A 22,722-nucleotide genomic window follows, 5' to 3' on the forward strand; every position below is an offset into this window, starting at 1 on the left:
CGCAACCCATAGATACGGGGGGTGAAAGGCGGCCCTGTCCAAGGCTTCAAAGCGATGTAAGCGGCAGGTTCTGAAGTGTCAACGCCGCGCCCTGTCGCGGCAAAGAAATAGGATGATTCCATGCCCAAAGGCCTCACTTTTCTGCCATCGCTGGCGCTTGCAGCCGTGATGGCCCTGCCGCTGGCCGCCGAAACCAAGCCCGATCCCGACACGGTCGTCGCCAAGGTGAACGGCGACGAGATCACATTGGGTCACGTTATCGCGTCGGTTGCCGCGCTGCCGCCGAATTACGCCGAGATCGAAGACGATGTTCTGTACGGCTTCATCATCGAGCAGTTGATCCAACAGCAATTGCTTGCTCAGGAACAGGACGCGTTGACCAGACTGAACCAGCTGGGGCTGGAAAACGAAGCGCGGTCTATGCAGGCGGTGCAGACAGTGAATGCGCTGGTCGGCGGCGCAGTGACGGATGAGGCAATCCAGACTGCTTATGACGCTCAGTTCGCTGAGTTTGAGGGCGAGGATGAGTTTGATGCCAGCCATATTCTGGTAGAGACCGAAGAAGAGGCAAAGGCAATCAAGGCTCTGTTGGATGGCGGTGCCGATTTTGCCGAGACGGCCAAGGATAAATCCACCGGTCCGTCAGGCCCCAATGGCGGGTCTTTGGGATGGTTCGGCAAGGGTCGGATGGTGCCGGAATTCGAAACCGCCGTGCTTGAGCTAAAAAAGGGTCAGGTGTCCGAACCGGTCCAGACGCAGTTTGGCTGGCACGTGATCATCCTGAACGATACCCGCAAGTCGGAAGCACCGGCGCTGGAGGCTATACGCGACCAACTGGCCCAGACGATCCAGCAGGAAACCATTCAGGCCAAGATCGACGAACTGACGCAGAAGGCGCAGATCGAACGACCCGTGCTGGATGGCGCCGGACCCGAGGTCATCCGCCAGATCGACCTGATTCAGGAGTAAGTCGCGTGGCCACGATCACCAAGGTTTCTCCACTGGCCCCGGCAGCTTTTCCCGACTTGCCCGCCATTGACGGTGTACGTTTCGCCACAGTCGAGGCTGGCGTTCGCTACCAGGGGCGTACCGACGTTATGCTGGCAGTACTGGACCCGGGCACCTCGGTGGCCGGGGTCTTCACCCGCTCTGCGACCCGCGCGGCCCCGGTTCTGGACTGTCAGCAGAAAATCGGCGGGGCCAGTGACGGACCCGCTGCCATTCTTGTGAACTCGGGCAACGCCAACGCGTTCACCGGCCACTATGGCCAGACCTCGGTGGCCGAATTGACAGAGGCGGTGTCGACCGCAACCGGCGTTCCGGTCGAACGGGTCTTTACCTCATCCACAGGTGTGATTGGTGAGCCACTGCCGCATGACCGCATCGTAGCGCAGCTTGAGACGCTCAAAGCGGGCCTCAGCCGTCACGCGGTCGAGGACGCGGCGCGGGCCATCATGACCACGGACACCTTCCCGAAGGGTGCAGCCGCGCAGGTCGAAATTGATGGCAAAACAGTCTCTATTGCGGGGATTGCCAAGGGATCTGGCATGATCGCGCCTGATATGGCGACGATGCTGGTCTACATCTTCACCGATGCCAAGGTCGACCAATCTGCGCTACAGGCGATGCTGGGTGCCCAGACCGACCGGACGTTCAACTGCATCACGGTGGACAGCGATACATCGACGTCGGACAGCCTGTTGTTGTGCGCCACCGGCGCATCAGGTGTGGATGCTGCCGGCAACGACGCCTTTGCGGCAGCTTTGGAAAGCGTAATGCTGGATCTGGCGCAACAGGTGGTGCGCGACGGTGAGGGGGCCACGAAATTCGTAGAAATCCGTGTGACCAGAGCCCTCACGGATGCCGATGCCAAGGTGCACGGGCTGGCCATCGCCAATTCACCTCTGGTCAAAACCGCCATCGCGGGCGAAGACCCGAACTGGGGCCGCGTTGTCATGGCCATCGGCAAATCCGGCGCGGCGGCGGATCGCGACCTGCTGAGTATCTCGTTCGGTGACATTCTGGTGGCCGAAAAAGGCTGGGTTAGCCCGGAATACCGCGAAGAGGACGCGGCCGAGTACATGAAATGTCAGGATCTGGTGATCGCCGTCGATCTGGGGCTGGGCGAGGGCAAATCCACCGTTTGGACTTGCGATCTGACCCATGGTTATATCGAGATCAACGCGGATTACCGGTCGTGAAGACAGTTCTTGTTTCTGCGGTCGCCCTGATCGACATTGAGGGCCGGGTGCTGCTGGCGCAGCGCCCGGAAGGCAAATCCATGGCCGGCCTGTGGGAATTCCCCGGCGGCAAGATCGAACCCGGCGAAACCCCCGAGGCCGCCCTGATCCGCGAGTTGCATGAGGAGCTGGGCATCGACACTTGGGCCTCATGTCTTGCGCCGCTGACCTTCGCCAGCCACAGCTATGACGACTTTCATTTGCTGATGCCTCTGTTTGCCTGCCGTAAATGGGAGGGCATTCCGCAGTCGAAAGAGGGGCAGGCGCTGAAATGGGCGCGTGCGAATGAGCTGCGAAGTTATCCCATGCCTGCGGCGGATGTACCGCTGATCCCGATTTTGCGGGATTGGTTGTAATGCGGTCGCTGCGGACAGCGACTTTCGGCTTGGATAACAAGGTCAACTGGTGCGTGTCAGATTGCTCGAAGAATATAAAAAAGGTTCTGACCTGCGCCCGCACTCAACATCAGCGCAGTTGGTCGATAAACACCTTCCGGAAAAGATAGGCGCGCAACGCGCTGCACAGGGGGAGTGATATGGGGGTAATCATTGAGACATCAGAGGAAGGCGCGATTGATTACGCCCGGCTGACTGCCGCAGATGGGCGTGGGGAAGAATACACCAATAAGCGTTTGAAGTTTCTGGAAGATGAACAAAACAGAATTCGCCGTGAGAGTTCCCGTAAGCTATTTGAGGAAGCTCAAAAAAAAGGTGCTATTGCAAAAGCGCATGAAGCGGACATCTGGGGTGATTTGAGAACCCGGGTGCCGTCTGACCTTTACCCCAGTCAGCTGGTTCTGGGTAAAGGGCTGCGATTGTTTGATTATGATGGTGCCTGTGATGCAGGTTTATTTGTCAGCAGTCGCTTTCGGGATCTGGTCGAAGAGTTTGATCCCGACGTTCATGATTTTTGTCCTGTCGAAGTTGTGAACCACGAAGGCAAGCCGCTCGGGACGCACTACTTCTGCCGGTTTTTGCGGCCGATTAATGCCATTCGGGTCGAAGGCAGCAAACATGTGAGCCAGGTGATGGAAGATGACCCGCGGGGAGATTTGTCACGGCTGAGCCTTAGCGACTTGTCGCAATTCTCTGTATACGCAGACCGTATCGCCGGATTTGGCGGATGGCGCGATATGCGTTCACCGCGCGACAACTTTGTCGCCGAAGCCTTGTGGACGAGGATGCAAGAGGTTGGGTTGACTGTCGGGGCCTATGTGCATTTCGACGAGTACTAATTGCCTGATGAACCCCAAACTCCTCCGACCCTGTTACAATTCGTAAGAATTGAGAAAACATCAGGCAAAACTTGACGCTGATCTTGCCAATGTCCCTAATCGGGGCGTTGGCATCCGGGGTTGATCCTCGGGTTCGCCGTTTCCGGCCCAAAGGAGGGGTCGGATGGGGAGGAGAAAGAGATTGGCTCAGACGCAGTCGGGCGCTGATGGGATGCACTCCCTTCCGGCGCTACTACACCGCAATGCGGCCCGGTTCGGGGATGCTCCGGCTTATCGGGAAAAGGAATTCGGAATCTGGCAATGCTGGACGTGGGCCGAGGCGGCCAAGGAAATCCGCGCCATTGCATTGGGATTTCTGGAGCTCGGCGTTGCAAAAGGCGACCACATTGCTGTGATTGGGCGCAATCGTCCGGCGCACTACTGGTCGATGGTCGCGGCCCAGATGGTGGGCGCGGTTCCGGTGCCGCTCTATCAGGACTCGGTCGCTGAAGAGATGGCTTACGTGCTGGAGCATTGCGGCGCGAATTATGTCGTCTGCGGCGATCAGGAGCAGGTCGACAAGGTCATCGAGATTCAGGAAAACCTGCATCAGGTCAAACATATCCTGTATACCGACAAGCGCGGGATGCGGAAATATGACCATAGCCAGATGAACGCTTTGGAAGACCTGATGGCCGAGGGCAGCGCCGGCCATGCCCGGTTCGATACCGAACTGGACCAGCGCATCGCTGGGATCGGATATGACGATACCTGTGTGATGCTGTACACCTCGGGCACCACTGGCAAACCCAAAGGCGTGGTGCTGTCGAACCGCAACGTGATCGAAAGCGCCAAGAACTCGGCCGATTTCGATCATCTGACCCGGAACGAGGACATTCTGTCTTATCTGCCGATGGCGTGGGTCGGCGATTTCATTTTCTCCATCGGTCAGGCCTATTGGTGCGGCTTTTGCGTGAACTGCCCCGAAAGTGCTGACACGATGATGACCGATCTACGCGAAATCGGGCCGACCTATTTCTTCGCACCTCCGCGCGTTTTCGAGACCCAACTGACCAACGTGATGATCCGGATGGAGGATGCGGGCAAGCTGAAGCAGCGCATGTTCCACCACTTCATGGCCCATGCCAAAAAGGTTGGTGGCCTACTGCTGGACGGCAAGCCGGTGGGTTTTGGCGACCGGATGAAATACGCGCTGGGCAATATGCTGGTCTATGGGCCGCTCAAGGATACACTGGGCTATGGCCGGTTCCGCGTAGGCTATACAGCAGGTGAGGCAATCGGGCCGGAAATCTTCGATTTCTATCGTTCGCTGGGCATCAACCTGAAGCAGCTTTACGGCCAGACCGAGGCCACCGTTTTCATCACCGTGCAACCCGATGGCGAAGTGCGCGCCGACACGGTTGGCGTTCCAGCGCCCGATGTTGAGCTGAAAATCGACGACAGTGGCGAGATCCACTACCGCTCGCCCGGTGTGTTCGTCGAATATTACAACAACCCGGACTCGACGGCCTCGACCAAAGATGCGGAAGGGTGGGTTGCGACCGGTGATGCCGGGTTCATCGAGGAAACCTCAGGCCATTTGCGGATCATCGACCGCGCCAAGGACGTTGGCAAAATGGCTGACGGGTCGATGTTTGCGCCGAAATATGTCGAGAACAAGCTGAAGTTCTATCCTGATATTCTTGAGGTCGTGCTGTTCGGCAACGGTAAGGACCGCTGCGTTGCGTTTATCAATATCGACCTGACTGCGGTTGGGAATTGGGCCGAGCGAAACAACGTCGCCTATGCGTCCTATCAGGAACTGGCTGGTCATCCCCGTGTATTAGAGACGATTCAAAACCATGTCGAAGAGGTGAATAAATCCGTTGCCGCCGATGAGATGCTGTCAGGCTGCCAGGTTCATCGCTTTGTGGTGCTACACAAGGAACTGGATGCGGATGACGGTGAGATGACCCGCACCCGGAAAGTACGGCGCGGGTTTGTCGAGGATAAATTCAGCGACATTATCGACGCGCTTTATGACGGGTCCAATCAGGTGTCGACGACAACCGAGGTCACGTACGAGGACGGCCGCAAAGGGTCGATCAGTGCAACGCTTGAGATCGTGGACGCGACCGTCGTGCCGGTTGCTCAGCACAAGGTGGCTGCAGAATGAGGGCCGTTCGTGCGCCGCTCGACCTGCGGTCATCGCCCCGCCCGCCGTCCCGTTTTTCCGCAAGTCAGGGAGTGACTGATGCTGGATAACTCCGAAGGATACGTCACCGAAGACGGTCGCAAGATCGGCGGCGTGGTGATGGAGATGAAGAACATCACTCTGCGCTTTGGCGGCGTGGTAGCGATCAAGGATATCTCGTTCGATATCCGCGAAGGTGAGATCCGCGCCATCATCGGGCCGAACGGGGCTGGCAAATCCTCTATGCTGAACGTGATTTCCGGGTTCTACGTCCCGCAGGAAGGCGAGGTCTGGTTCCATGGGGCGAAACGCCCGTCGATGCGGCCTTATGAAGTTGCGCGGCAGGGGATTGCGCGAACGTTCCAGAACATCGCCTTGTTCGAAGGCATGAGCGTTCTGGACAACGTCATGACCGGGCGGCTGAATTATATGAAAACAAATATCTTTCAGCAGGCCATGTGGAAGGGCAAAGCCGAGGCGGAAGAGGTTGCGAACCGCGAGGCGGTCGAGAAGATCATCGATTTCCTTGAAATCCAGCACATCCGCAAGACCCCGGTTTCTCGCCTGCCTTACGGCCTGAAAAAACGTGTCGAACTGGCGCGTGCGCTGGCAGCGGAGCCAAAGCTGCTGCTGCTGGATGAACCGATGGCCGGCATGAACGTCGAAGAAAAAGAGGACATGAGCCGCTTTATCCTCGACGTGAATGACGAGTTCGGCACCACCATTGCCCTGATCGAGCATGACATGGGCGTTGTCATGGACCTGAGCGACCGGGTGGTCGTGATGGATTACGGCAAGAAGATCGGCGACGGCACCCCGGACGAGGTGCGCAGCAATCAGGAAGTCATCGACGCCTATCTGGGGGTGAGCCATGACTGACTATAGTCGGAAATACAGCCGAAGAATGGCTTCAATACTGAGCTTGTGTTTCAAGGGTTTGTTGTCAGCATCAACCATTCTTTGGGGATCATCGTCTTCGGCTCAGACGCACGCGGCGCAACTTGTTTACCAAACGTTCGAAACCCATTGCTTATTGCCACTCGAACACGCAGTCGGTAGCGACAAAACGGGTCTTAGCTTGTGGAGCCCTCCATCAGCCGAGCGGTTTGGAAAAGCGTTAAGATTTGATCCCAATAACTGGAAGATATGGTCCGGCAACGACGGTGGTCCAATTCTTCTTATTCATAACACTGGTGAAGCCTGCCAAGTGATGTCTTTCGATTTGGACCGCGCCGAGTATGAAGATGTTTGGCGAAACCTTTCGGAAGTCGAAAACATCACAGCCTCAGAGTTGTTCGAAGAACCCGTAAATAATGAATCAGCAGTCGCTATCGTCGGCGTGGCTGCCTATCCAATTTATGAAGATCTATACGTGAACATCTCCGGAGATCTTGTTCTTGTGAAAGGATCCAGCCAACTGTTCCTTTCCGCCTTTCGTGGTCCAGCCTCTGCTGAGACGTGTGGGCTAATCCCCGAGGAGTGCGATAACAATGCCTGAACAACTCGTATTTGCGATGGAGGTCATCCTGAATGGCCTGAAGGCCGGGGTGCTCTATGCGCTGGTGGCTCTGGGCTTTGTGTTGATCTACAAAGCCTCTGGGATTTTCAATTATGCCCAAGGGGTTATGGCCCTGTTCGCAGCGATGACGCTGGTCGGGATCATGAACGGGCAGGTGCCGTTCTCGCATCTGATCAACGCAATCTTCGGGACCCATATCCACAAGTTCGGATGGAACGTTCCGGCGTTTTTTGCGATTATCCTGACCATGGGGGTCATGGTGGTTTTGGCCTGGGCCGTGCAGCGCTTTGTCATGCGGCATCTGGTCGGGCAGGAACCGATCATCCTCTTCATGGCGACCATCGGTCTGGCCTATTTCCTTGAAGGCGTGGCCGACCTGATGTGGGGGTCCGAAATCAAGACATTGGATGTGGGTCTGCCGCAGGGCATCAACCTGTGGATTGATGAGACCACGTTTAACATCTTTGGCTATGGGTTCTTCATCGACAATCTGGATATCGTCGCGACGATCATTGCCGCGCTTCTGGTGGCCGCGCTGGTCGCGTTCAGCCAGTACACCAAGCAAGGCCGTGCGATGCGCGCAGTGGCCGATGACCATCAGGCAGCATTGTCGGTCGGCATCTCACTGAACTTCATCTGGATCATGGTGTGGTCGGTTGCAGGGTTCGTGGCGCTGGTTGCGGGCATCATGTGGGGCACCAAGTCGGGCGTTCAGTTCTCGCTATCTCTGATCGCACTCAAGGCGCTACCAGTGCTGATGCTGGGCGGGTTCACCTCGATCCCTGGCGCCATCGTCGGCGGGTTGATCATCGGTGTGGGCGAGAAACTGTTCGAGTTCGCCATCGGCCCGCTGGTCGGCGGCGCGACGGAAAACTGGTTCGCCTATGTTCTGGCGCTGATCTTCCTCGTGTTCAGGCCGCAGGGTCTGTTCGGTGAGAAGATCATCGAGAGGGTGTAGCCCGATGACCAAGCTGATCGCCATCGTCAACGTCATCTCGTGGGCCGGGTTCTGGGCATTTGGGTACATTGCGCTCACCTCGGACGATCTGAGCAAAGGCCAGCTGACGATTGCAGCGATCCTGGCTTTTGCCGGGCTGGTCATGGGCATCCTGGCCTACCTGAAACTCGTGCGCGCCTCGGAGGCGAGCGGATATGCAAAAGGGTCCAATCAACTGGATGCCGCAGCCCGTAATCGGGCGCAGGAAGAATGGGAAAAGTAAGACATGTTCTATCGTGAGGCCGGAGATTTCAAAACCTCCTACGTGGATGACAGCCAGACCTTCCCGATCAAGTTCGACCGCTATCGGTATTATGCGGTGCTTGCAGTGGCGTTCGGGATCATCCCGTTCATCATCAACGATTATTGGGCCAATGCCCTGCTGCTGCCTTTCCTGATCTACGCGATCGCGGCGATCGGGCTGAACATTCTGGTAGGTTATTGCGGACAGGTGTCCCTGGGGACCGGTGGTTTTATGGCCGTGGGTGCCTATGCCTGCTACAAGCTGATGACCGCCTTTCCCGATGTCAGCATGTTCATCCATGTCATTCTGGCAGGGGGCATCACTGCAATCGTGGGTGTGCTGTTTGGTCTGCCCAGCCTGCGGATCAAGGGCTTTTATCTGGCGGTGGCGACGCTGGCGGCGCAGTTCTTTCTGGTGTGGCTCTTTAATCGGGTGCCGTGGTTCTACAACTACTCGGCTTCGGGGCAGATCAACGCGCCGGAACGTGACGTGTTCGGCATTATCATCACCGGTCCGAACGCGCCGGCCTGGGCTACCTATCTGTTCTGCCTGATCTTCCTTGCTGTCAGCGCCCTGATCGCGCGCAACCTGACGCGCGGCACCACGGGTCGTACGTGGATGGCGATCCGTGACATGGACATCGCGGCCGAGATCATCGGGGTAAACCCGCTGAAGGCGAAGATGAGCGCTTTTGCCGTTAGTTCGTTCTTTATCGGTATCGCGGGCGCACTGTTCTTCGCGGTCTATCTGGGCGCGGTTGAGGTTGGCGAAGTCTTTGGCATCCAGAAATCGTTCCTGGTGCTGTTCATGATCATTATTGGCGGGTTAGGGTCTATTTTCGGATCATTTGCCGGTGCGGCTTTCCTTGTTTTGCTGCCGGTGGTTCTGAAAGTTGTCGGCGTCGACGTTCTGGGCTGGCCCACGGACATCGTGGCGCATCTGCAGCTGGTGATCGTGGGCGCACTGATCATCGTGTTCCTGATCCTGGAACCGCACGGGCTGGCGCAGCTGTGGCGCGTCGCGAAAGAGAAACTCAGACTATGGCCGTTCCCGCACTAGCGGGCCGGCCCAAAGAAAAGACGGGCGGAACAAGCCCGAACGCAACATCGGACTAACCAAGGGAGGAGACACCCGATGAACAAGACACTGGCAACCATGGCGCTGGGCGCCCTGATGGCCGCGGGGCCGGCGATGGCGGATTTGGTGATCCCGGATCTCAGCTATCGGACCGGGCCTTATGCCGCAGGCGGTATCCCGTTCTCGGACGGGTACAACGACTATTTCACCCTGCTGAATGAACGCGACGGCGGCATCGGTGGCGAACCGATCCGCGTTGTGGAATGCGAAACCGGATACAACACCGAAAAAGGTGTTGAATGCTATGAATCGACCAAGGGTGAAGGCGCGCTGGTGTATCAGCCTCTGTCGACCGGTATCACCTATCAGCTGATCCCCAAAGTGACTGCAGATAACATCCCGTTGCACACGTTGGGCTATGGCCGAACCTCGGCTGCAAATGGCACGGTGTTCAGCCATGTATTCAACTACCCGGCGAACTACTGGAATGGGGCGTCCGGCGCGATCAACTATCTGCTCGATGAGAATGGCGGGGACCTCAGCGGTAAGAAAATCGCGCTTGTCTATCACAACTCGGCCTATGGCAAAGAGCCGATCCGTACTCTGGAAACACTGGCCGAAAAACATGGGTATGAGCTGGCGTTGCTGCCCGTCGACCACCCGGGCCAGGAACAGAAATCCCAGTGGCTCCAGATTCGTCGCGACAGGCCCGACTACGTGATCATGTGGGGTTGGGGCGTCATGAATCAGGTCGCCGTGCAGGAGGCTGCCAATATCCGTTTCCCAATGGAAAATTTCATTGGTGTCTGGTGGTCCGGTGCTGAATTTGACGTCGAACCAGCGGGAGAAAAAGCCAACGGGTACAAAGCATTGACCTTCACTGGCTTGGGTATGGACTACCCTGTCTACGGCGACTTGCAGAAACATGTCGTTGACGCAGGTAAAGCCGCCGGTGCTGGCGATCAACTGGGCTCGGTCCAGTACAACCGGGGTCTCTATGCCGCGATGCTTGCTTCCGAGGCGATCAAGACGGCTCAAGAGATCCACGGCGTTGCCGACATTACCCCCGCGATGATGCGCGACGGTATGGAAGCGCTTGAAATGACCAACGCAAAAATGGACGCGCTGGGCATGGCAGGCTTTGGGCCCGAGTTCACGGTCTCATGTGAGAACCACGGCGGTCCCGGTTTGGTTGGTGTTGTCCAATGGGATGCCTCGGCCAAAACCTGGAACACGGTTCAGGACTTCAAACCGACCGATGCCGACGTGATTGGTGCGCTGATCGCCGAAGACTCGGCAGCCTATGCGTCCGAGAACAACATCGAACCGCGCTGTAACTAAGGCGCTTTGAACTCCGGGGCGGCGGCAGACTGCCGTCCCGAACCCAACACACGCACGAGGACACGCCCAGATGCTGGATGCGGCTCAAACCACTGATGTGCAGGCGGAAACCCTGCTTGAGGTCAACAATATCGAGGTGATCTACAATCACGTGATCCTCGTCCTGAAAGGCGTCAGCCTGACCGTGCCCAAGGGCGGCATCACGGCCCTGCTGGGTGGCAACGGTGCCGGCAAGACGACGACCCTCAAGGCTGTGTCCAACCTGCTGCATTCTGAACGGGGTGAGGTCACCAAAGGGTCGATCACCTATCGTGGCACCAGCGTGCATGAAAGTGATCCTGCCGATCTGGTGGAAAAGGGCGTCATTCAGGTGATGGAAGGTCGCCATTGTTTCGAACATCTGACCGTTGAGGAAAACCTGCTGACCGGGGCCTATACCCGCAAGGATGGCAAGGCGGCCATTCAGCAGGACCTTGAACTGGTCTACACATATTTCCCCCGCCTCAAGGAACGCCGCCGGTCGCAGGCAGGCTATACTTCGGGGGGTGAGCAACAGATGGTTGCGATGGGCCGGGCGCTGATGTCGCGGCCCGAGACGATCTTGCTGGACGAACCCTCGATGGGTCTGGCGCCGCAGTTGGTCGAAGAGATTTTCGGCATCGTAAAGGACCTCAACGAGAAGGAGGGCGTTTCCTTCCTGCTGGCCGAACAGAACACAAATGTGGCTCTAAGGTTTGCACATTACGGCTATATTCTGGAATCCGGGCGCGTCGTTATGGATGGCCCGGCTGCCGATCTGCGCGAGAATCCGGACGTGAAAGAGTTCTATCTGGGCATGTCCGACGAGGGCCGCAAAAGTTTCCGTGACGTGCGATCTTACCGCCGCCGCAAGAGGTGGCTGTAAGGGAATGGAGGATCTGGCGATGACCTATTACGACGCACTCGAAACCCGATCTGCCGACGAACGTGCCGCCGATCAGGCGCAGGCGCTGCGCACTCAGATTGACCGCGCTCTGTCCGCCCCCGGATTTGCTGCCCATCTGGCCGATGCAGACACTGGCGCTGTTGAGTCGGTTGAAGATCTGGTCAAACTCCCTGTATTGCGGAAATCCGATCTGGCTCAGGCGCAGGCGTCGCGCCCGCCCTTTGGTGGGTTCACCGTCAAACCGGCGCGGCATTTTCACCACGTCTTCCAGTCCCCAGGTCCGATCTACGAACCCGGCAGCACAGATCACGACTGGTGGCGAATGGGGCGGTTCCTGAACGCCGCGGGCGTGGGGCCGGGCGATATCGTTCAGAACTGCTTTGGCTATCACCTTACCCCTGCGGGTATGATCTTTGAAAACGGCGCTCGGGCTGTTGGGGCTGCTGTGCTGCCTGCGGGCACTGGCCAGACCGAATTACAGGTGACCGCTGCGCGCGACGTTGGCTGCACATCCTATGCAGGCACGCCAGATTACCTGAAGGTCATTCTGGACAAGGCCGATGAGATGGGCGTGTCCTTGAACTTCTCTAAGGCTGTTGTGGGCGGCGGGGCGTTGTTCCCGTCTCTGCGTCAGGACTATGCCGACCGGGGCATTTCCTGCCTGCAATGCTATGCCACGGCCGATCTGGGCAATATTGCTTACGAGAGCGCCGCGATGGAGGGGATGATCATTGATGAGCACGTCATCGTCGAGATCGTCACTCCGGGCACCGGAACACCGGTGGCACCCGGAGAAGTGGGTGAGGTTGTGGTGACCTCTCTGAATCCTGATTACCCGCTGATCCGTTTTGCCACTGGTGACCTGTCTGCGATCATGCCAGGCGTATCGCCCTGTGGACGCACAAATGCCCGCATCAAAGGCTGGATGGGCCGCGCGGACCAGACCACCAAGATCAAAGGCATGTTCGTGCGCCCTGAACAGGTGGCCGCATTGGTCGACAAGCACGAGGAAATCGTCAAAGCCCGCGTCATCGCCGCTCGTCAGGGTGAGATGGACACGATGACTGTTCAGATCGAAAGCGCGGGCGGTGACGATATGGCCTATGCCAAATCCGTGGTCGAGGTGCTGAAACTGAAAGGCGCGATCGAGGTTGTGGCACCGGGATCGCTGCCCAAAGACGGGCTGGTGATCGAGGATCAGCGCGTTTACGAATGAGCGTCAAATATATCTGCGGCAGTATGTGCCGCAGATTTGTTCCCTCGCAGACTGGTGTTTCTTAGCATTTTGGTCGATTAAAGGCTGATCAAAAGCCCTTGCCAGTCACAATCCGGGACCATGGCCGAAATCGACTATTCAGAACAAGGAACGCGCAACCGCGGCGCGCTGGGCACCCGGCTGGTGGGTATTGTTGCCTATCTGGTCGCGGCGGCCTGTCTGCTGCCGATGGTGGCGGTCGTTTTGGCGGCGGTCACGGGCGGGACAGATACGGTCTCACACCTGTTAGAGACGGTTTTACCCGGCTATGCGCTGACAACCGTGATACTGGTCGTTTTGGTGGCCGCAGGGACTTTTTCCATCGGCGTTGGTGCGGCCTGGCTGGTGACGATGACGCGCTTTCCCGGCGTGCGGTTTCTGGAAATCGCGCTGGTCCTGCCTCTGGCTTTCCCGGCCTATGTACTGGCCTACGCCTACACATTCATTCTGGACCATCCCGGGATCGTACAAACCACACTGCGGCAGGTGACGGGATGGGGACCGCGAGATTATTGGTTCCCCGAGATTCGCTCGACCGAGGGCGCAGCGGTGATGCTGATTCTGGTGCTCTACCCCTATGTCTATCTGCTGGCCCGGGCGGCGTTTCTGCAGCAAAGCGCCACCGCCTTTTTGGCCGCCCGTGCGTTGGGCAAAAGCCCGTGGCTGGCGTTCTGGCACGTCTCGCTGCCAATGGCGCGCCCGGCGATTGCAGGCGGCGTTCTGCTGGCGATCATGGAGACTATCGCTGATTTCGGTACGGTGGCCTATTTCGGTGTACAAACCTTTGCCACCGGCATCTACACCAGCTGGTTCTCGATCGGAGACCGGGCGGCTGCCGCGCAGCTAGCACTTTGCCTGCTGGGCTTTGCGTTGGTCATGGCCGTCGCTGAACGAATGCAGCGTGGCAGGGCCAAGTATTATCAGGCAGGCAAAAGCCATGCCTCTCTGCCGTCGGCCCAACTGAAAGGTTGGCAGGCTGTGGCGGCCTTTACGCTTTGCATTATTCCGGTGCTGCTGGGCTTTTTGCTGCCGGTGTTCATCCTGATCCAGATGGGTATGACGTCGGAACAGAACCTGCTGTCACGGAGGTATATTGGGTTCATCCAGAACTCGCTGACATTGGCCGGGGTAGCGGCGGTCGTTACAGTTTGTGCCGCGATCTGCGTGGGGTTCTTTCAGCGGCTTCGCCCCGGCCGCGCATCATCCACGACAGGGTATCTGGCGCGATTGGGCTATGCGGTCCCCGGTGGCGTGATCGCCGTTGGTCTGATGGTGCCTTTTGCAAGTTTCGACAACGCGCTGGACGCCTGGATGCGCGAGACGTTCGACGTATCAACTGGCCTGCTGGTCACCGGATCGATTTGGCTGCTGGTCGCGGCCTACATGGTGCGTTTTCTCGCCGCTGCGCTAAGCGCGTATGAAGGCGGGCAGAGCACGGTGCACGCCAATATGGATGCGGCGTCACGTTCTTTGGGCCAGACACCACTGGGAACTTTGCGCCGCGTGCATTTGCCGATCCTGACGCCTTCGTTGCTGACCGCGCTGCTGATCGTTTTTGTCGATGTGATGAAAGAGCTGCCCGCGACCCTGATCATGCGGCCGTTCAACTTTGATACACTGGCCGTGCAGGCATATCGGCTGGCCTCGGATGAGCGATTGGAAGGGGCCGCCGTACCCTCTCTCGTCATCCTCGCTGTAGGGCTTTTGCCGGTGATTCTGATCTGCCGGCAGGTCGGGCGACGCTAGGGCGCAGCGATCCAAAAATACCACACCTGTCTCCACCGGACTTGATTCAAACGCGTTTTCCGGCAAGGCTGAGGGTATGAACATGCAGCCTCCCAGCCGGTTTTCTGCAAACTCGGCCCAGATGCCAGTCGCGTTCGACCGGCGCGAGATGTCACATATCCTGTCCGTCTATGGCAGGATGGTCGCCGCCGGAGAATGGCGCGATTACGGCATTTCCAACCTGCGCGACATGGCGGTGTTTTCCATTTTTCGACGCACGGCAGAGCACCCGATTTATCGGGTCGAAAAGCACCCGCGCCTGCGATCAAGGCAGGGGATGTACTCGGTGATCGGTATGGATGGGCGCATCCTGAAGCGCGGCCATGACCTGCGCACTGTTTTGCGGGTCCTGGAACGCAAGCTGATCCGGTCCGTTGACCTTGATTAGAGCCTTTTATGGGCCGTCACAGGCCCGTCGCCCTGTTCGAGAATTCGCGTGATGGCCTGATCCATCGGCTCAAACGTCACGTCCATATGATAGGCATTGGCATGCAGCAACATGTTGTCGCCATAGACCCACGCCACGTGACCTTTCCAGAACAACAGATCGCCCCGCTTCGGTTCCGTCCCGGCGGGCAATGCCTCGCCCAGTTCTTGTTCCTGATCCCCGCTGTCACCGGGGCAGGCAACATCGCAGGCTAGCAACCCAGCCTGAACCAATCCCGAGCAATCGATACCGAAACGGCTGTTGCCGCCCCACAGGTAGGGCGTACCTACAAACAACTCTGCCACGGTGACCGGATCGGTGAGCCGCGTTGCGCTGAGTTTGGCGTGAATTGCCGGAATGAACCCCAGTTCTGTCTCAAGAAATTGATCCTGTTCGGACAGCACATGCAGTCTACTACCGAAACTCAGTGATACTCGGTCCGGGCTTTTCATATCCGGCCGTTCATAGGCATGGGTCGCCGGCGCGGTGACCCAGTGGGTCTCTGTTGCCTCCGGCCCCAGCTGTTCGGTCCGCACCCAACCGGGATAACCGTCCTTGTCCGAAGTTACCCGGCTCCATCCATCGGCTTCCTCGGCAACACCCACCGGGTCGCCAAACAACAGTTGCCGGTCCCGAGGCCCATTCGGACTGCGCAGCAGGTCCACAACCGGTGGTATGACGCGCCGGCGTGTCATAGGCCCAGAATCTCGGGCAGAGCGGTCAGCAATGCGCGCGGCCCTTGTCCCAGTCCGCCTTTGCTGCGTCCGGGGGCTTTGCTGGACTGCCAGGAATAGATGTCGAAATGCATATAGGCAGTATCGCCCACAAACCGGCGCAGGAACAGGGCTGCGGTGATGGAGCCTGCAAACCCGCCTGCCGGGGCATTGTCCAGATCAGCAATGCCGGGCTCTATCATCGTCTCATACGGTTCATGGAAGGGCATCCGCCAGACCGGGTCGGCGGCTTTCTTTCCCGCTCGTGCCAACGCCTCGGCCGCGCTGTCGATATCGGTGTAAAAAGGTGCCAGATCGGCGCCTACGGCAACCCGGGCCGCGCCAGTCAGCGTCGCCATCGAGATGATCAGGTCTGGCTCACCCTCGTCCGCCAGTGCCAAAGCATCTGCCAGAACTAACCGTCCTTCGGCATCGGTGTTATTGATCTCAACCGTCAGGCCCTTGCGTGAGGTCAGGACATCCCCAGGCCGGAACGCATTGCCAGACACAGAATTCTCGACCGCCGGAATCAGAACGCGCAATTGCACCGGTAGCTTCAGCGCCATGATCATCCGCGCCAGACCCAGCACATTGGCTGAACCACCCATGTCTTTCTTCATCAAAGCCATCGAGTTGCCAGGCTTCAGGTTCAACCCACCGGTGTCAAAGCACACCCCCTTGCCGACCAGAGTCAGCTTAGGGCCAGCGTTGCCCCAGGTCATCTCGATCAGACGCGGAGCTTGCGCGGCGGCGCGACCAACCGTGTGAATCAATGGGAAATTCTGATCCAGCAGGGCGTCGCCCGTAACCGTGGCGCACGTTGCACCGAATTCCTGCGCCAAACCCTCGGCCGCCGCTTGCAGCTGATCCGGCCCCATATCCGAGGCCGGAGTGTTGACCAGATCGCGGGTCAGTGCCTCGGCTGTGGCCAGAGCTTCGATCCGTGTGGCATCAACGCCTTCTGGCGCGACCAGTCCCGCTTTAGCAGGTGATTGCCTGGCATAACGGTCAAAGGCATACCCCGTAAGCAACCAGCCCAGGCACTCGGTGCTCAGCACATCTGCGGGTACGCCCGACGCGATGTGATAGGACCCTTTCGGCAATGCCTCGGCGGCGGCGGCCAACGGGAACCGTTTGCGCGCGCGCCCGCTGCTTTTGCCATAGCCGGCCAAAGCCATCTCGGGCGTGCCATCCGATTTCGGGATCAACAGCGCTTGCCCCATGGCCCCGGTAAACCCGCTGGCTTCGACCCATGACGAGACGCGTTCCGATTGATCTTTCATCCAATCGTCGAGATCGGGTTGCGAAATGACATGCAGCGGAACGGACGGTTTGGACGGGGAAGCAAAGGACAGAGTCATGAATATCTCGGCTGGTTCAATTTGCGACCAGCCTAGCCACCCACGGTCCGTCCGCAAGCCCTGTCACACGGAAAGATCCTGCTGATCCCAGATTACGGTTAGCGATTTCTCACCGACACGGATCAGCCGCGACAGGGTGGCACCGGTTGCAACGGCATCCCCTGCGTCAACGTTTTGCGCCACATCACCAGCGACGCGGGCCAGCGCGGTCATGCCGATCTGTTCGGCTATGGCCACCAGCGAACGCGCGCATTTGCGCAAGCCAGCCCAGTCACGTTGCCGCCAGTACCGTTCACAGTTCGACAGCCGCACGGCCAGTTCCTCGACGGTACGACACAATACGTCCAGAGCATTCTTGTCGCCCAACTGGTGATGCAACCCGCTCAGCCGGTCCGAATCCAGTCGCACGGTTTCTTTGTGTTCAAGCGTGATTATGTTATCCACCACATTTACCCCAATTCTTTACGCCCCCACGGCATAGCTGGACTTTGGTGGTATAATCCTTTGCAAAACCTTGCGTCGGTGTTTGAAAATGGGTCGAATTTTTCGCGAATTCAGTTTACAGCAGCCGACAGACACAAGAACAGGGATACGAGAATGGAATTAGCCAAACCTCTGCCGACCTATCTGGTCAAGCGGTACCACGGCTGGAAAGCCACCACCTATTCGGAAAACCAGGTCTGGTATCGCCGCCTGGCCACCGAAGGACAGCGCCCGCGTGCGATGGTGATTTCCTGTTGTGACAGCCGGGTTCACGTGACATCGATCTTCGGTGCCGATCAGGGCGAGTTTTTCATTCATCGCAATATTGCAAACCTCGTGCCACCGTATGCGCCCGATGGTGATCACCACGGCACCAGCGCGGCTATCGAATACGCGGTCACTGCGTTGAAAGTTGCGCATCTGATCGTGCTGGGTCATTCACAGTGCGGTGGCGTTCAGGGCTGCATCGACATGTGCAAGGGCAAAGCGCCACAGCTTGAAGCAAAGGAAAGCTTTGTTGGCCGCTGGATGGACATCCTGAAACCGAAATACGATCTGGTTGCCGATGTTGAAGACAGTGTCGAACAGGCGCGGCAGTTCGAACGACAGGCGGTTGTGGCCTCGCTGGAAAACCTGATGACATTCCCCTTCGTATCTTCGGCGGTTGAGGATGGCTCGCTCAGCCTGCACGGATTGTGGACCGATATCGGTGAAGGCGGGCTGCAGTGCTATGACCCACAGGAAAAGAAATTCGTGGTTGTCTAGACGACCCGATATCTGAGAGTTTTTTGTGGCGCGGGTCAGGTCCCTGATTTCGCGTCATTTTTTGTTATGGTTAGGGTATATCTTTTCGGATCAGGAGCGCACTATGCGAATTGTTAAACGTATTCTCGTTACTCTGCTTATCCTCATTCTGGTTCTGATCGGCGTGTCCTATCTGTTGCCCGGCAAGGCCGAAGTGTCGCGTAGCATCACGATTGACGCACCGGCCAGCGCGATCTTTCCGTATGTGAATTCGATGCAGGAAACCGAAAAGTGGTCGCCCTGGCTGTCGCGCGACCCGGAAACCCAACTGTCTTACAGCGGACCCGAAGCGGGTGTCGGCAATACCTTGAACTGGACTTCGGAGCACCCGCAAGTTGGTACCGGATCGCAGGAAATCGTCGAAAGCGTTCCCGACCAGACCGTCAAAACGGCGCTTGATTTCGGTCCGATGGGAACCGCCCAGGCGTCCTTCGATCTGAGGCCCGAGGGTGATCAGACTCAGGTGACCTGGGGATTTGAATCCGATCTGGGAATGAACCCCATGTCGCGTTGGATGGGTCTGATGATGGATAACTGGGTCGGCGGAGATTATGAGCGCGGTTTGACCAACTTAAAGGCCCTGGTTGAAGGGCAGGGATGATCAATCGCGGGCGCGGCATTTGTTAAGAATCGTCGGTGGCAGTACCCTGATGAGATTGGCCTGTAGAGCGACCAATTCTGTCGCAGGTTATTTCAAATCAGGAGAATTTGTTATGCCTCACTATATCAATCACTTCACCTGTTCGGCCGCCGCGTGGCCCAAAGACCGCGAAGGCGAGATCGCAGCCTGGACCGATATGGTCGGAGACGCAAGCGAGCTTGTCGACGGGGAAGGCCCGGTCAAATTCACTGGTTGGATCAGCAACACGGAAGGCTACGTTCTGCTAGAGGCGGATTCCAAGGCCGAAGTCATCGGCATCTGCGCGCAATTCTGGCCGCTTTTTCACAATGACATTATGGAAATTGTTCCGACAGCCGAGGCCGGACCCGCCATTCTGGCAGGTGCAAAACGCGGTTGGGAAAAAAGGACGTAACCTTCAGGTTTCACGGGGCTGAGCACGTTTCAGCCCCTCGGCCCGGACGTTATAGTTCATCAATTGGATCGAGAGCCAGCCGCCAGCACATTTCGGCAAAAACCGGGAAGCTCGAGATTGTATCGCGCCCATCTGCGCAACAACACATGCCGCCTTGAAACACACGCGACCGAACCTGCTTGGACAATCAAAAGCCGGTCCGAGGTTCGTATTGGAAAATGTCTGTGCCCCAGATCGACAACGACCAGGCGTTTGCTCATATCTCCTCCGGGCACCTGGATAACGCTGATGACATCAACTTTTTGATACTCAACGTCCAAAACAAGACCCTTGATGAGAAGGACAAGAACCAAGAACAGAGTTACAATTGCCAAGCGTTCGGCGAACCGTTTCAGAACGTCCTTGGCATGATCTTTTGTTAAGAACTTCATGGACTCTAACACTTTGAAAAATCCTGTTAAAACACAGGCATTACTTCAAAGTATTTTGTCAAAACTAAGGATGCATCCGTGGTGAGGTTTTATTCAAATCCGAAAACACTCAGTTGGGTTGAGTTCCGCAACATGCAGGCACAAAAAAACCCGCCGATGGCGCGGCCGGGTCTTTTTTAGTGATTTCTCTGGGCATTAACGCCTCTTCAGAACTTCACGGCCCCGCAGTTCGGCAATCGGGACCGCGTTCAGCGCAGCACCTTTGCGCAGGTTGTCCGAGACGCACCACAGGTTGATGCCATTCTCAACCGTCGAATCCTGACGGATACGGCTGATGAAAGTGGCAAAATCACCCGCGCATTAGACCGGTGAGACATAGTCACCGGCTTCGCGTTTGTCGATCACCATGATACCCGGTGCTTCGCGCAGGATGTCGCTGGCTTCGTCTTCGTCGAACAAGGTCGAATTGCCCAGTCAAAACCGTCAAATGCACTGCATTGAACGGCAGTTGGAGAGTTGGCAATCAAAGGTCTGAAGTGTGAATTACCTGTGGTACTCTTTAGAAGTTTGTTTTTAGGACCAATATGTGATAAATATTGCAATTATTACTGTGATTGATGCCGAGTAAATTGGGGGTATTATTGATGAGATCGACACTGTTATCAGCTCTTGCCGCAGGCGTGCTGACTTTTTTTTCATCGGGTAGCGCCAGCGCTATAACCATGGACTTTGATATTGATCTGGCAAATTCGAATGTCAGCCTCACGCAGACCGGCTCAGGCCTGGCGTGCAGCTTTACGTCTTGTGGTATCAGTGCGTCGCTTGCGCCGGGGCTGGGCGGAGCATTCTCGCTTGGCGAAGGCGATTCGAGCACATTCGATTTCCTACAATTTGAGGGAAGCGGTTACGGCGGCACAACATACGATATCGTAGCGACCCTGGCTTTCACTCAACCGGCCGGAGGAAGCACTACGAGTGGTGGGTCTGGTGGTGCGCTGCTGATCAACGGCTATATCGCCGGAGGAAGTCTCTTTTGGGATAGCGTTCCGGCCACAACCACGCTTGCAGACGGGTCTATGTACACGGTGGATTTCCAAGGCGGAATCGCGCTGCTGGCGGGTAATTCGATCACAACGTCCGCTACGGTAACCGCGGATAAGATCATCGCGCCGGTACCTCTGCCACCTTCAGTTTTTCTGATGATTGCAGGCTTTGGTGTTCTTTTCGGCCTGCGCCGCAGGACGGGCACCGCGCGGCGGTTTTGGCCGGGCAATTTTCTGGCACCTCGCGCCGTAGCAGTCTAAGGACCTCTTTGGTATCAGTCAGATGGTAAGAAGAACGCCGCCTTCCAGGGCGGCGTTTTTGACTCGTTTGCGTACAATAAAGACGCTGCCTTTGGGCGGGGCGGAAGTTTTTCCGCGAATGTGGCAATTGATCAGCCGATTATGCTGCGGCTCCGCCGTCACATGGCCTTGATCACTAAGACCGTCTGGCGGGGTCTCAAAATAGCCTCGCCAAAAGATTGGCGAGGCGAATTTCTCATTGAGCTCTCAAGTGCTTTCCCGGGGTCCGCCCCCTGTAATCACCCTTTTTTCAGAACTTCACGGCCCAGCAGTTCGGCGATCTGCACTGCATTCAGCGCTGCACCTTTGCGCAGATTGTCCGAGACGCACCACAGGTTGATCCCGTTTTCAACGGTCGAGTCTTGGCGGATGCGGCTGATGAACGTGGCGAAGTCGCCCGCGCATTCGACCGGCGAGACGTAGCCACCGGCTTCGCGCTTGTCGATCACCATGATGCCCGGTGCTTCGCGCAGGATGTCGCGGGCTTCGTCTTCGTCCAGGAACTCTTCGAACTCGATGTTCACGGCCTCAGAGTGGCCAACAAACACGGGAACGCGGACGCAGGTGGCGGTGACCTTGATCGACGGGTCGACGATCTTTTTGGTCTCGACAACCATCTTCCACTCTTCCTTGGTCGAGCCGTCTTCCATGAAGACGTCGATCTGCGGAATCACGTTGAAGGCGATCTGTTTCTGGAACTTCTTAGGTTCAACTTCGGTGGTAGGGTTGTAGATAGCCTTGGTCTGATCCCACAGCTCATCCATCCCCTCTTTGCCAGCACCCGAAACCGACTGATAGGTCGACACGACGACGCGCTTGATCTTGGCGCGGTCATGCAGCGGCTTCAGCGCGACAACCATCTGCGCGGTCGAGCAGTTGGGGTTGGCGATGATGTTCTTGTTCTTGTAGTCGTGAATCGCCTGCGGGTTACATTCCGGCACGATCAGCGGAATGTCCGGGTCATAGCGATAGAGCGACGAGTTATCGATCACCACGCAGCCAGCCGCGGCCGCCTTGGGGGCGTAAACCTTGGTGGCCTCGGAACCCACGGCAAACAGTGCCATGTCCCAACCAGTGAAATCGAATGTGTCCAGGTCTTTGGTCGTGAGGGTCTTGTCGCCAAAAGTCACCTCAGTTCCCAGCGAACGACGGCTTGCCAGGGCGGCAAGTTCATCGACAGGGAACTGGCGTTCCGCCAGGATGTTCAGCATTTCGCGGCCCACGTTACCCGTGGCGCCGACGACTACGACGCGATAGCCCATTTCATGTCTCCAAAGTTAAGGACGCGCGTTCATAGCCGCGTTGCAGCAAAGAAAAAAGAGGAATCGCGCTATTA

Annotated in this window: 24 protein-coding genes and 1 pseudogene; 20 read left to right on the forward strand and 5 right to left on the reverse strand. The window is 57.5% G+C overall.

The genetic code is table 11. The annotated features are described in order from the left end of the window. The first annotated feature begins 120 nt into the window (after nt 1-120). The 15 genes from MHN28_RS12425 to MHN28_RS12495 all read left to right on the forward strand — a co-directional run bounded on the left by MHN28_RS12425 (nt 121) and on the right by MHN28_RS12495 (nt 15,178). The gene (locus tag MHN28_RS12425) at nt 121-969 is read left to right on the forward strand and encodes a peptidylprolyl isomerase (RefSeq protein WP_239339940.1); all 849 of its coding nucleotides are present in this window, start codon (nt 121-123) and stop codon (nt 967-969) included. A 5-nt stretch (nt 970-974) separates the two neighbouring features. Next, nucleotides 975-2,201, forward strand: coding sequence for a bifunctional glutamate N-acetyltransferase/amino-acid acetyltransferase ArgJ (gene argJ, locus MHN28_RS12430; RefSeq protein ID WP_239339942.1), 1,227 nt, complete (start codon nt 975-977; stop codon nt 2,199-2,201). Next, nucleotides 2,198-2,596 (forward strand): (deoxy)nucleoside triphosphate pyrophosphohydrolase, encoded by a 399-nt coding sequence (locus MHN28_RS12435; RefSeq protein ID WP_370645708.1) that lies wholly within the window; start codon nt 2,198-2,200, stop codon nt 2,594-2,596. The genes argJ and MHN28_RS12435 overlap by 4 nt, the downstream gene beginning before the upstream one ends. A 179-nt stretch (nt 2,597-2,775) precedes the next feature. After that, nucleotides 2,776-3,474, forward strand: coding sequence for a DUF1629 domain-containing protein (locus tag MHN28_RS12440; protein WP_239339944.1), 699 nt, complete (start codon nt 2,776-2,778; stop codon nt 3,472-3,474). Between the two features lie 211 nt (nt 3,475-3,685). Further along, nucleotides 3,686-5,629 (forward strand): AMP-binding protein, encoded by a 1,944-nt coding sequence (locus MHN28_RS12445; RefSeq protein ID WP_239340349.1) that lies wholly within the window; start codon nt 3,686-3,688, stop codon nt 5,627-5,629. Nucleotides 5,630-5,707: 78 nt separating this feature from the next. Further along, nucleotides 5,708-6,526 (forward strand): ABC transporter ATP-binding protein, encoded by an 819-nt coding sequence (locus tag MHN28_RS12450; RefSeq protein ID WP_239339950.1) that lies wholly within the window; start codon nt 5,708-5,710, stop codon nt 6,524-6,526. Next, complete coding sequence (locus tag MHN28_RS12455) at nt 6,519-7,145, forward strand: hypothetical protein (protein ID WP_239339952.1); 627 nt, start codon at nt 6,519-6,521, stop codon at nt 7,143-7,145. The genes MHN28_RS12450 and MHN28_RS12455 overlap by 8 nt, the downstream gene beginning before the upstream one ends. Continuing rightward, complete coding sequence (locus tag MHN28_RS12460; protein WP_239339963.1) at nt 7,138-8,124, forward strand: branched-chain amino acid ABC transporter permease; 987 nt, start codon at nt 7,138-7,140, stop codon at nt 8,122-8,124. The genes MHN28_RS12455 and MHN28_RS12460 overlap by 8 nt, the downstream gene beginning before the upstream one ends. Nucleotides 8,125-8,128: 4 nt before the next feature. Next, entirely contained in the window at nt 8,129-8,386 is a 258-nt protein-coding gene (locus MHN28_RS12465; RefSeq protein WP_239339965.1) for a hypothetical protein, read from the forward strand. Nucleotides 8,387-8,389: 3 nt separating this feature from the next. Next, nucleotides 8,390-9,466 carry a branched-chain amino acid ABC transporter permease gene (locus tag MHN28_RS12470; RefSeq protein WP_239339967.1) on the forward strand — a complete coding sequence of 359 codons (1,077 nt, stop codon included), beginning with the start codon at nt 8,390-8,392 and terminating at the stop codon, nt 9,464-9,466. A gap of 75 nt (nt 9,467-9,541) precedes the next feature. Continuing rightward, complete coding sequence (locus MHN28_RS12475) at nt 9,542-10,825, forward strand: ABC transporter substrate-binding protein (protein ID WP_239339988.1); 1,284 nt, start codon at nt 9,542-9,544, stop codon at nt 10,823-10,825. A 70-nt stretch (nt 10,826-10,895) separates the two neighbouring features. Then, on the forward strand, nt 10,896-11,729 hold the full coding sequence (locus MHN28_RS12480) for an ABC transporter ATP-binding protein (protein ID WP_239339991.1): 834 nt from the start codon (nt 10,896-10,898) through the stop codon (nt 11,727-11,729). 19 nt (nt 11,730-11,748) lie between these two features. Next, the gene (locus tag MHN28_RS12485) at nt 11,749-12,966 is read left to right on the forward strand and encodes a phenylacetate--CoA ligase family protein (RefSeq protein ID WP_239340352.1); all 1,218 of its coding nucleotides are present in this window, start codon (nt 11,749-11,751) and stop codon (nt 12,964-12,966) included. Between the two features lie 120 nt (nt 12,967-13,086). Next, nucleotides 13,087-14,751, forward strand: coding sequence for an iron ABC transporter permease (locus MHN28_RS12490; RefSeq protein ID WP_239339994.1), 1,665 nt, complete (start codon nt 13,087-13,089; stop codon nt 14,749-14,751). A 76-nt stretch (nt 14,752-14,827) separates the two neighbouring features. Further along, complete coding sequence (locus MHN28_RS12495; protein WP_239340005.1) at nt 14,828-15,178, forward strand: DUF2794 domain-containing protein; 351 nt, start codon at nt 14,828-14,830, stop codon at nt 15,176-15,178. Here the strand turns inward: MHN28_RS12495 and MHN28_RS12500 are convergent. From MHN28_RS12500 to MHN28_RS12510, 3 genes are all read right to left on the reverse strand, one after another. Continuing rightward, the gene (locus tag MHN28_RS12500) at nt 15,175-15,912 is read right to left on the reverse strand and encodes a C40 family peptidase (protein WP_239340009.1); all 738 of its coding nucleotides are present in this window, start codon (nt 15,910-15,912) and stop codon (nt 15,175-15,177) included. The two genes, MHN28_RS12495 and MHN28_RS12500, sit on opposite strands and share 4 nt — an antisense overlap. Next, the gene (locus MHN28_RS12505; protein WP_239340019.1) at nt 15,909-17,291 is read right to left on the reverse strand and encodes a M17 family metallopeptidase; all 1,383 of its coding nucleotides are present in this window, start codon (nt 17,289-17,291) and stop codon (nt 15,909-15,911) included. Before MHN28_RS12505 ends, MHN28_RS12500 begins: the two co-directional genes overlap by 4 nt. A gap of 63 nt (nt 17,292-17,354) precedes the next feature. Then, nucleotides 17,355-17,738: a hypothetical protein gene (locus MHN28_RS12510; protein ID WP_370645709.1), complete on the reverse strand. Its 384-nt coding sequence runs from the start codon at nt 17,736-17,738 to the stop codon at nt 17,355-17,357. Nucleotides 17,739-17,888: 150 nt separating this feature from the next. Between MHN28_RS12510 and MHN28_RS12515 the strand changes: the two genes are divergently transcribed. From MHN28_RS12515 to MHN28_RS12530, 4 genes are all read left to right on the forward strand, one after another. Next, nucleotides 17,889-18,539, forward strand: coding sequence for a carbonic anhydrase (locus tag MHN28_RS12515; RefSeq protein WP_239340024.1), 651 nt, complete (start codon nt 17,889-17,891; stop codon nt 18,537-18,539). A 103-nt stretch (nt 18,540-18,642) separates the two neighbouring features. Beyond that, entirely contained in the window at nt 18,643-19,179 is a 537-nt protein-coding gene (locus tag MHN28_RS12520) for an SRPBCC family protein (protein WP_239340027.1), read from the forward strand. Nucleotides 19,180-19,291: 112 nt separating this feature from the next. Continuing rightward, on the forward strand, nt 19,292-19,612 hold the full coding sequence (locus tag MHN28_RS12525; protein ID WP_239340030.1) for a hypothetical protein: 321 nt from the start codon (nt 19,292-19,294) through the stop codon (nt 19,610-19,612). 224 nt (nt 19,613-19,836) lie between these two features. After that, nucleotides 19,837-20,034 (forward strand): hypothetical protein, encoded by a 198-nt coding sequence (locus tag MHN28_RS12530; RefSeq protein WP_239340043.1) that lies wholly within the window; start codon nt 19,837-19,839, stop codon nt 20,032-20,034. Nucleotides 20,035-20,238: 204 nt separating this feature from the next. On the opposite strand, the pseudogene MHN28_RS12535 reads toward MHN28_RS12530, so the two are convergent. Beyond that, nucleotides 20,239-20,496 (reverse strand): annotated as a pseudogene (locus MHN28_RS12535) (Asd/ArgC dimerization domain-containing protein); the annotation flags it as partial. Between the two features lie 269 nt (nt 20,497-20,765). Here MHN28_RS12535 and MHN28_RS12540 point away from each other — a divergent pair. Continuing rightward, entirely contained in the window at nt 20,766-21,347 is a 582-nt protein-coding gene (locus MHN28_RS12540) for a hypothetical protein (protein WP_239340045.1), read from the forward strand. Between the two features lie 278 nt (nt 21,348-21,625). Here the strand turns inward: MHN28_RS12540 and MHN28_RS12545 are convergent, their stop codons facing one another. Further along, nucleotides 21,626-22,648: an aspartate-semialdehyde dehydrogenase gene (locus MHN28_RS12545; RefSeq protein WP_239340058.1), complete on the reverse strand. Its 1,023-nt coding sequence runs from the start codon at nt 22,646-22,648 to the stop codon at nt 21,626-21,628. Nucleotides 22,649-22,722: the final 74 nt, after the last annotated feature.

This window comes from Ruegeria sp. Ofav3-42 (genome assembly GCF_022347725.1).
Lineage (GTDB): Bacteria > Pseudomonadota > Alphaproteobacteria > Rhodobacterales > Rhodobacteraceae > Ruegeria.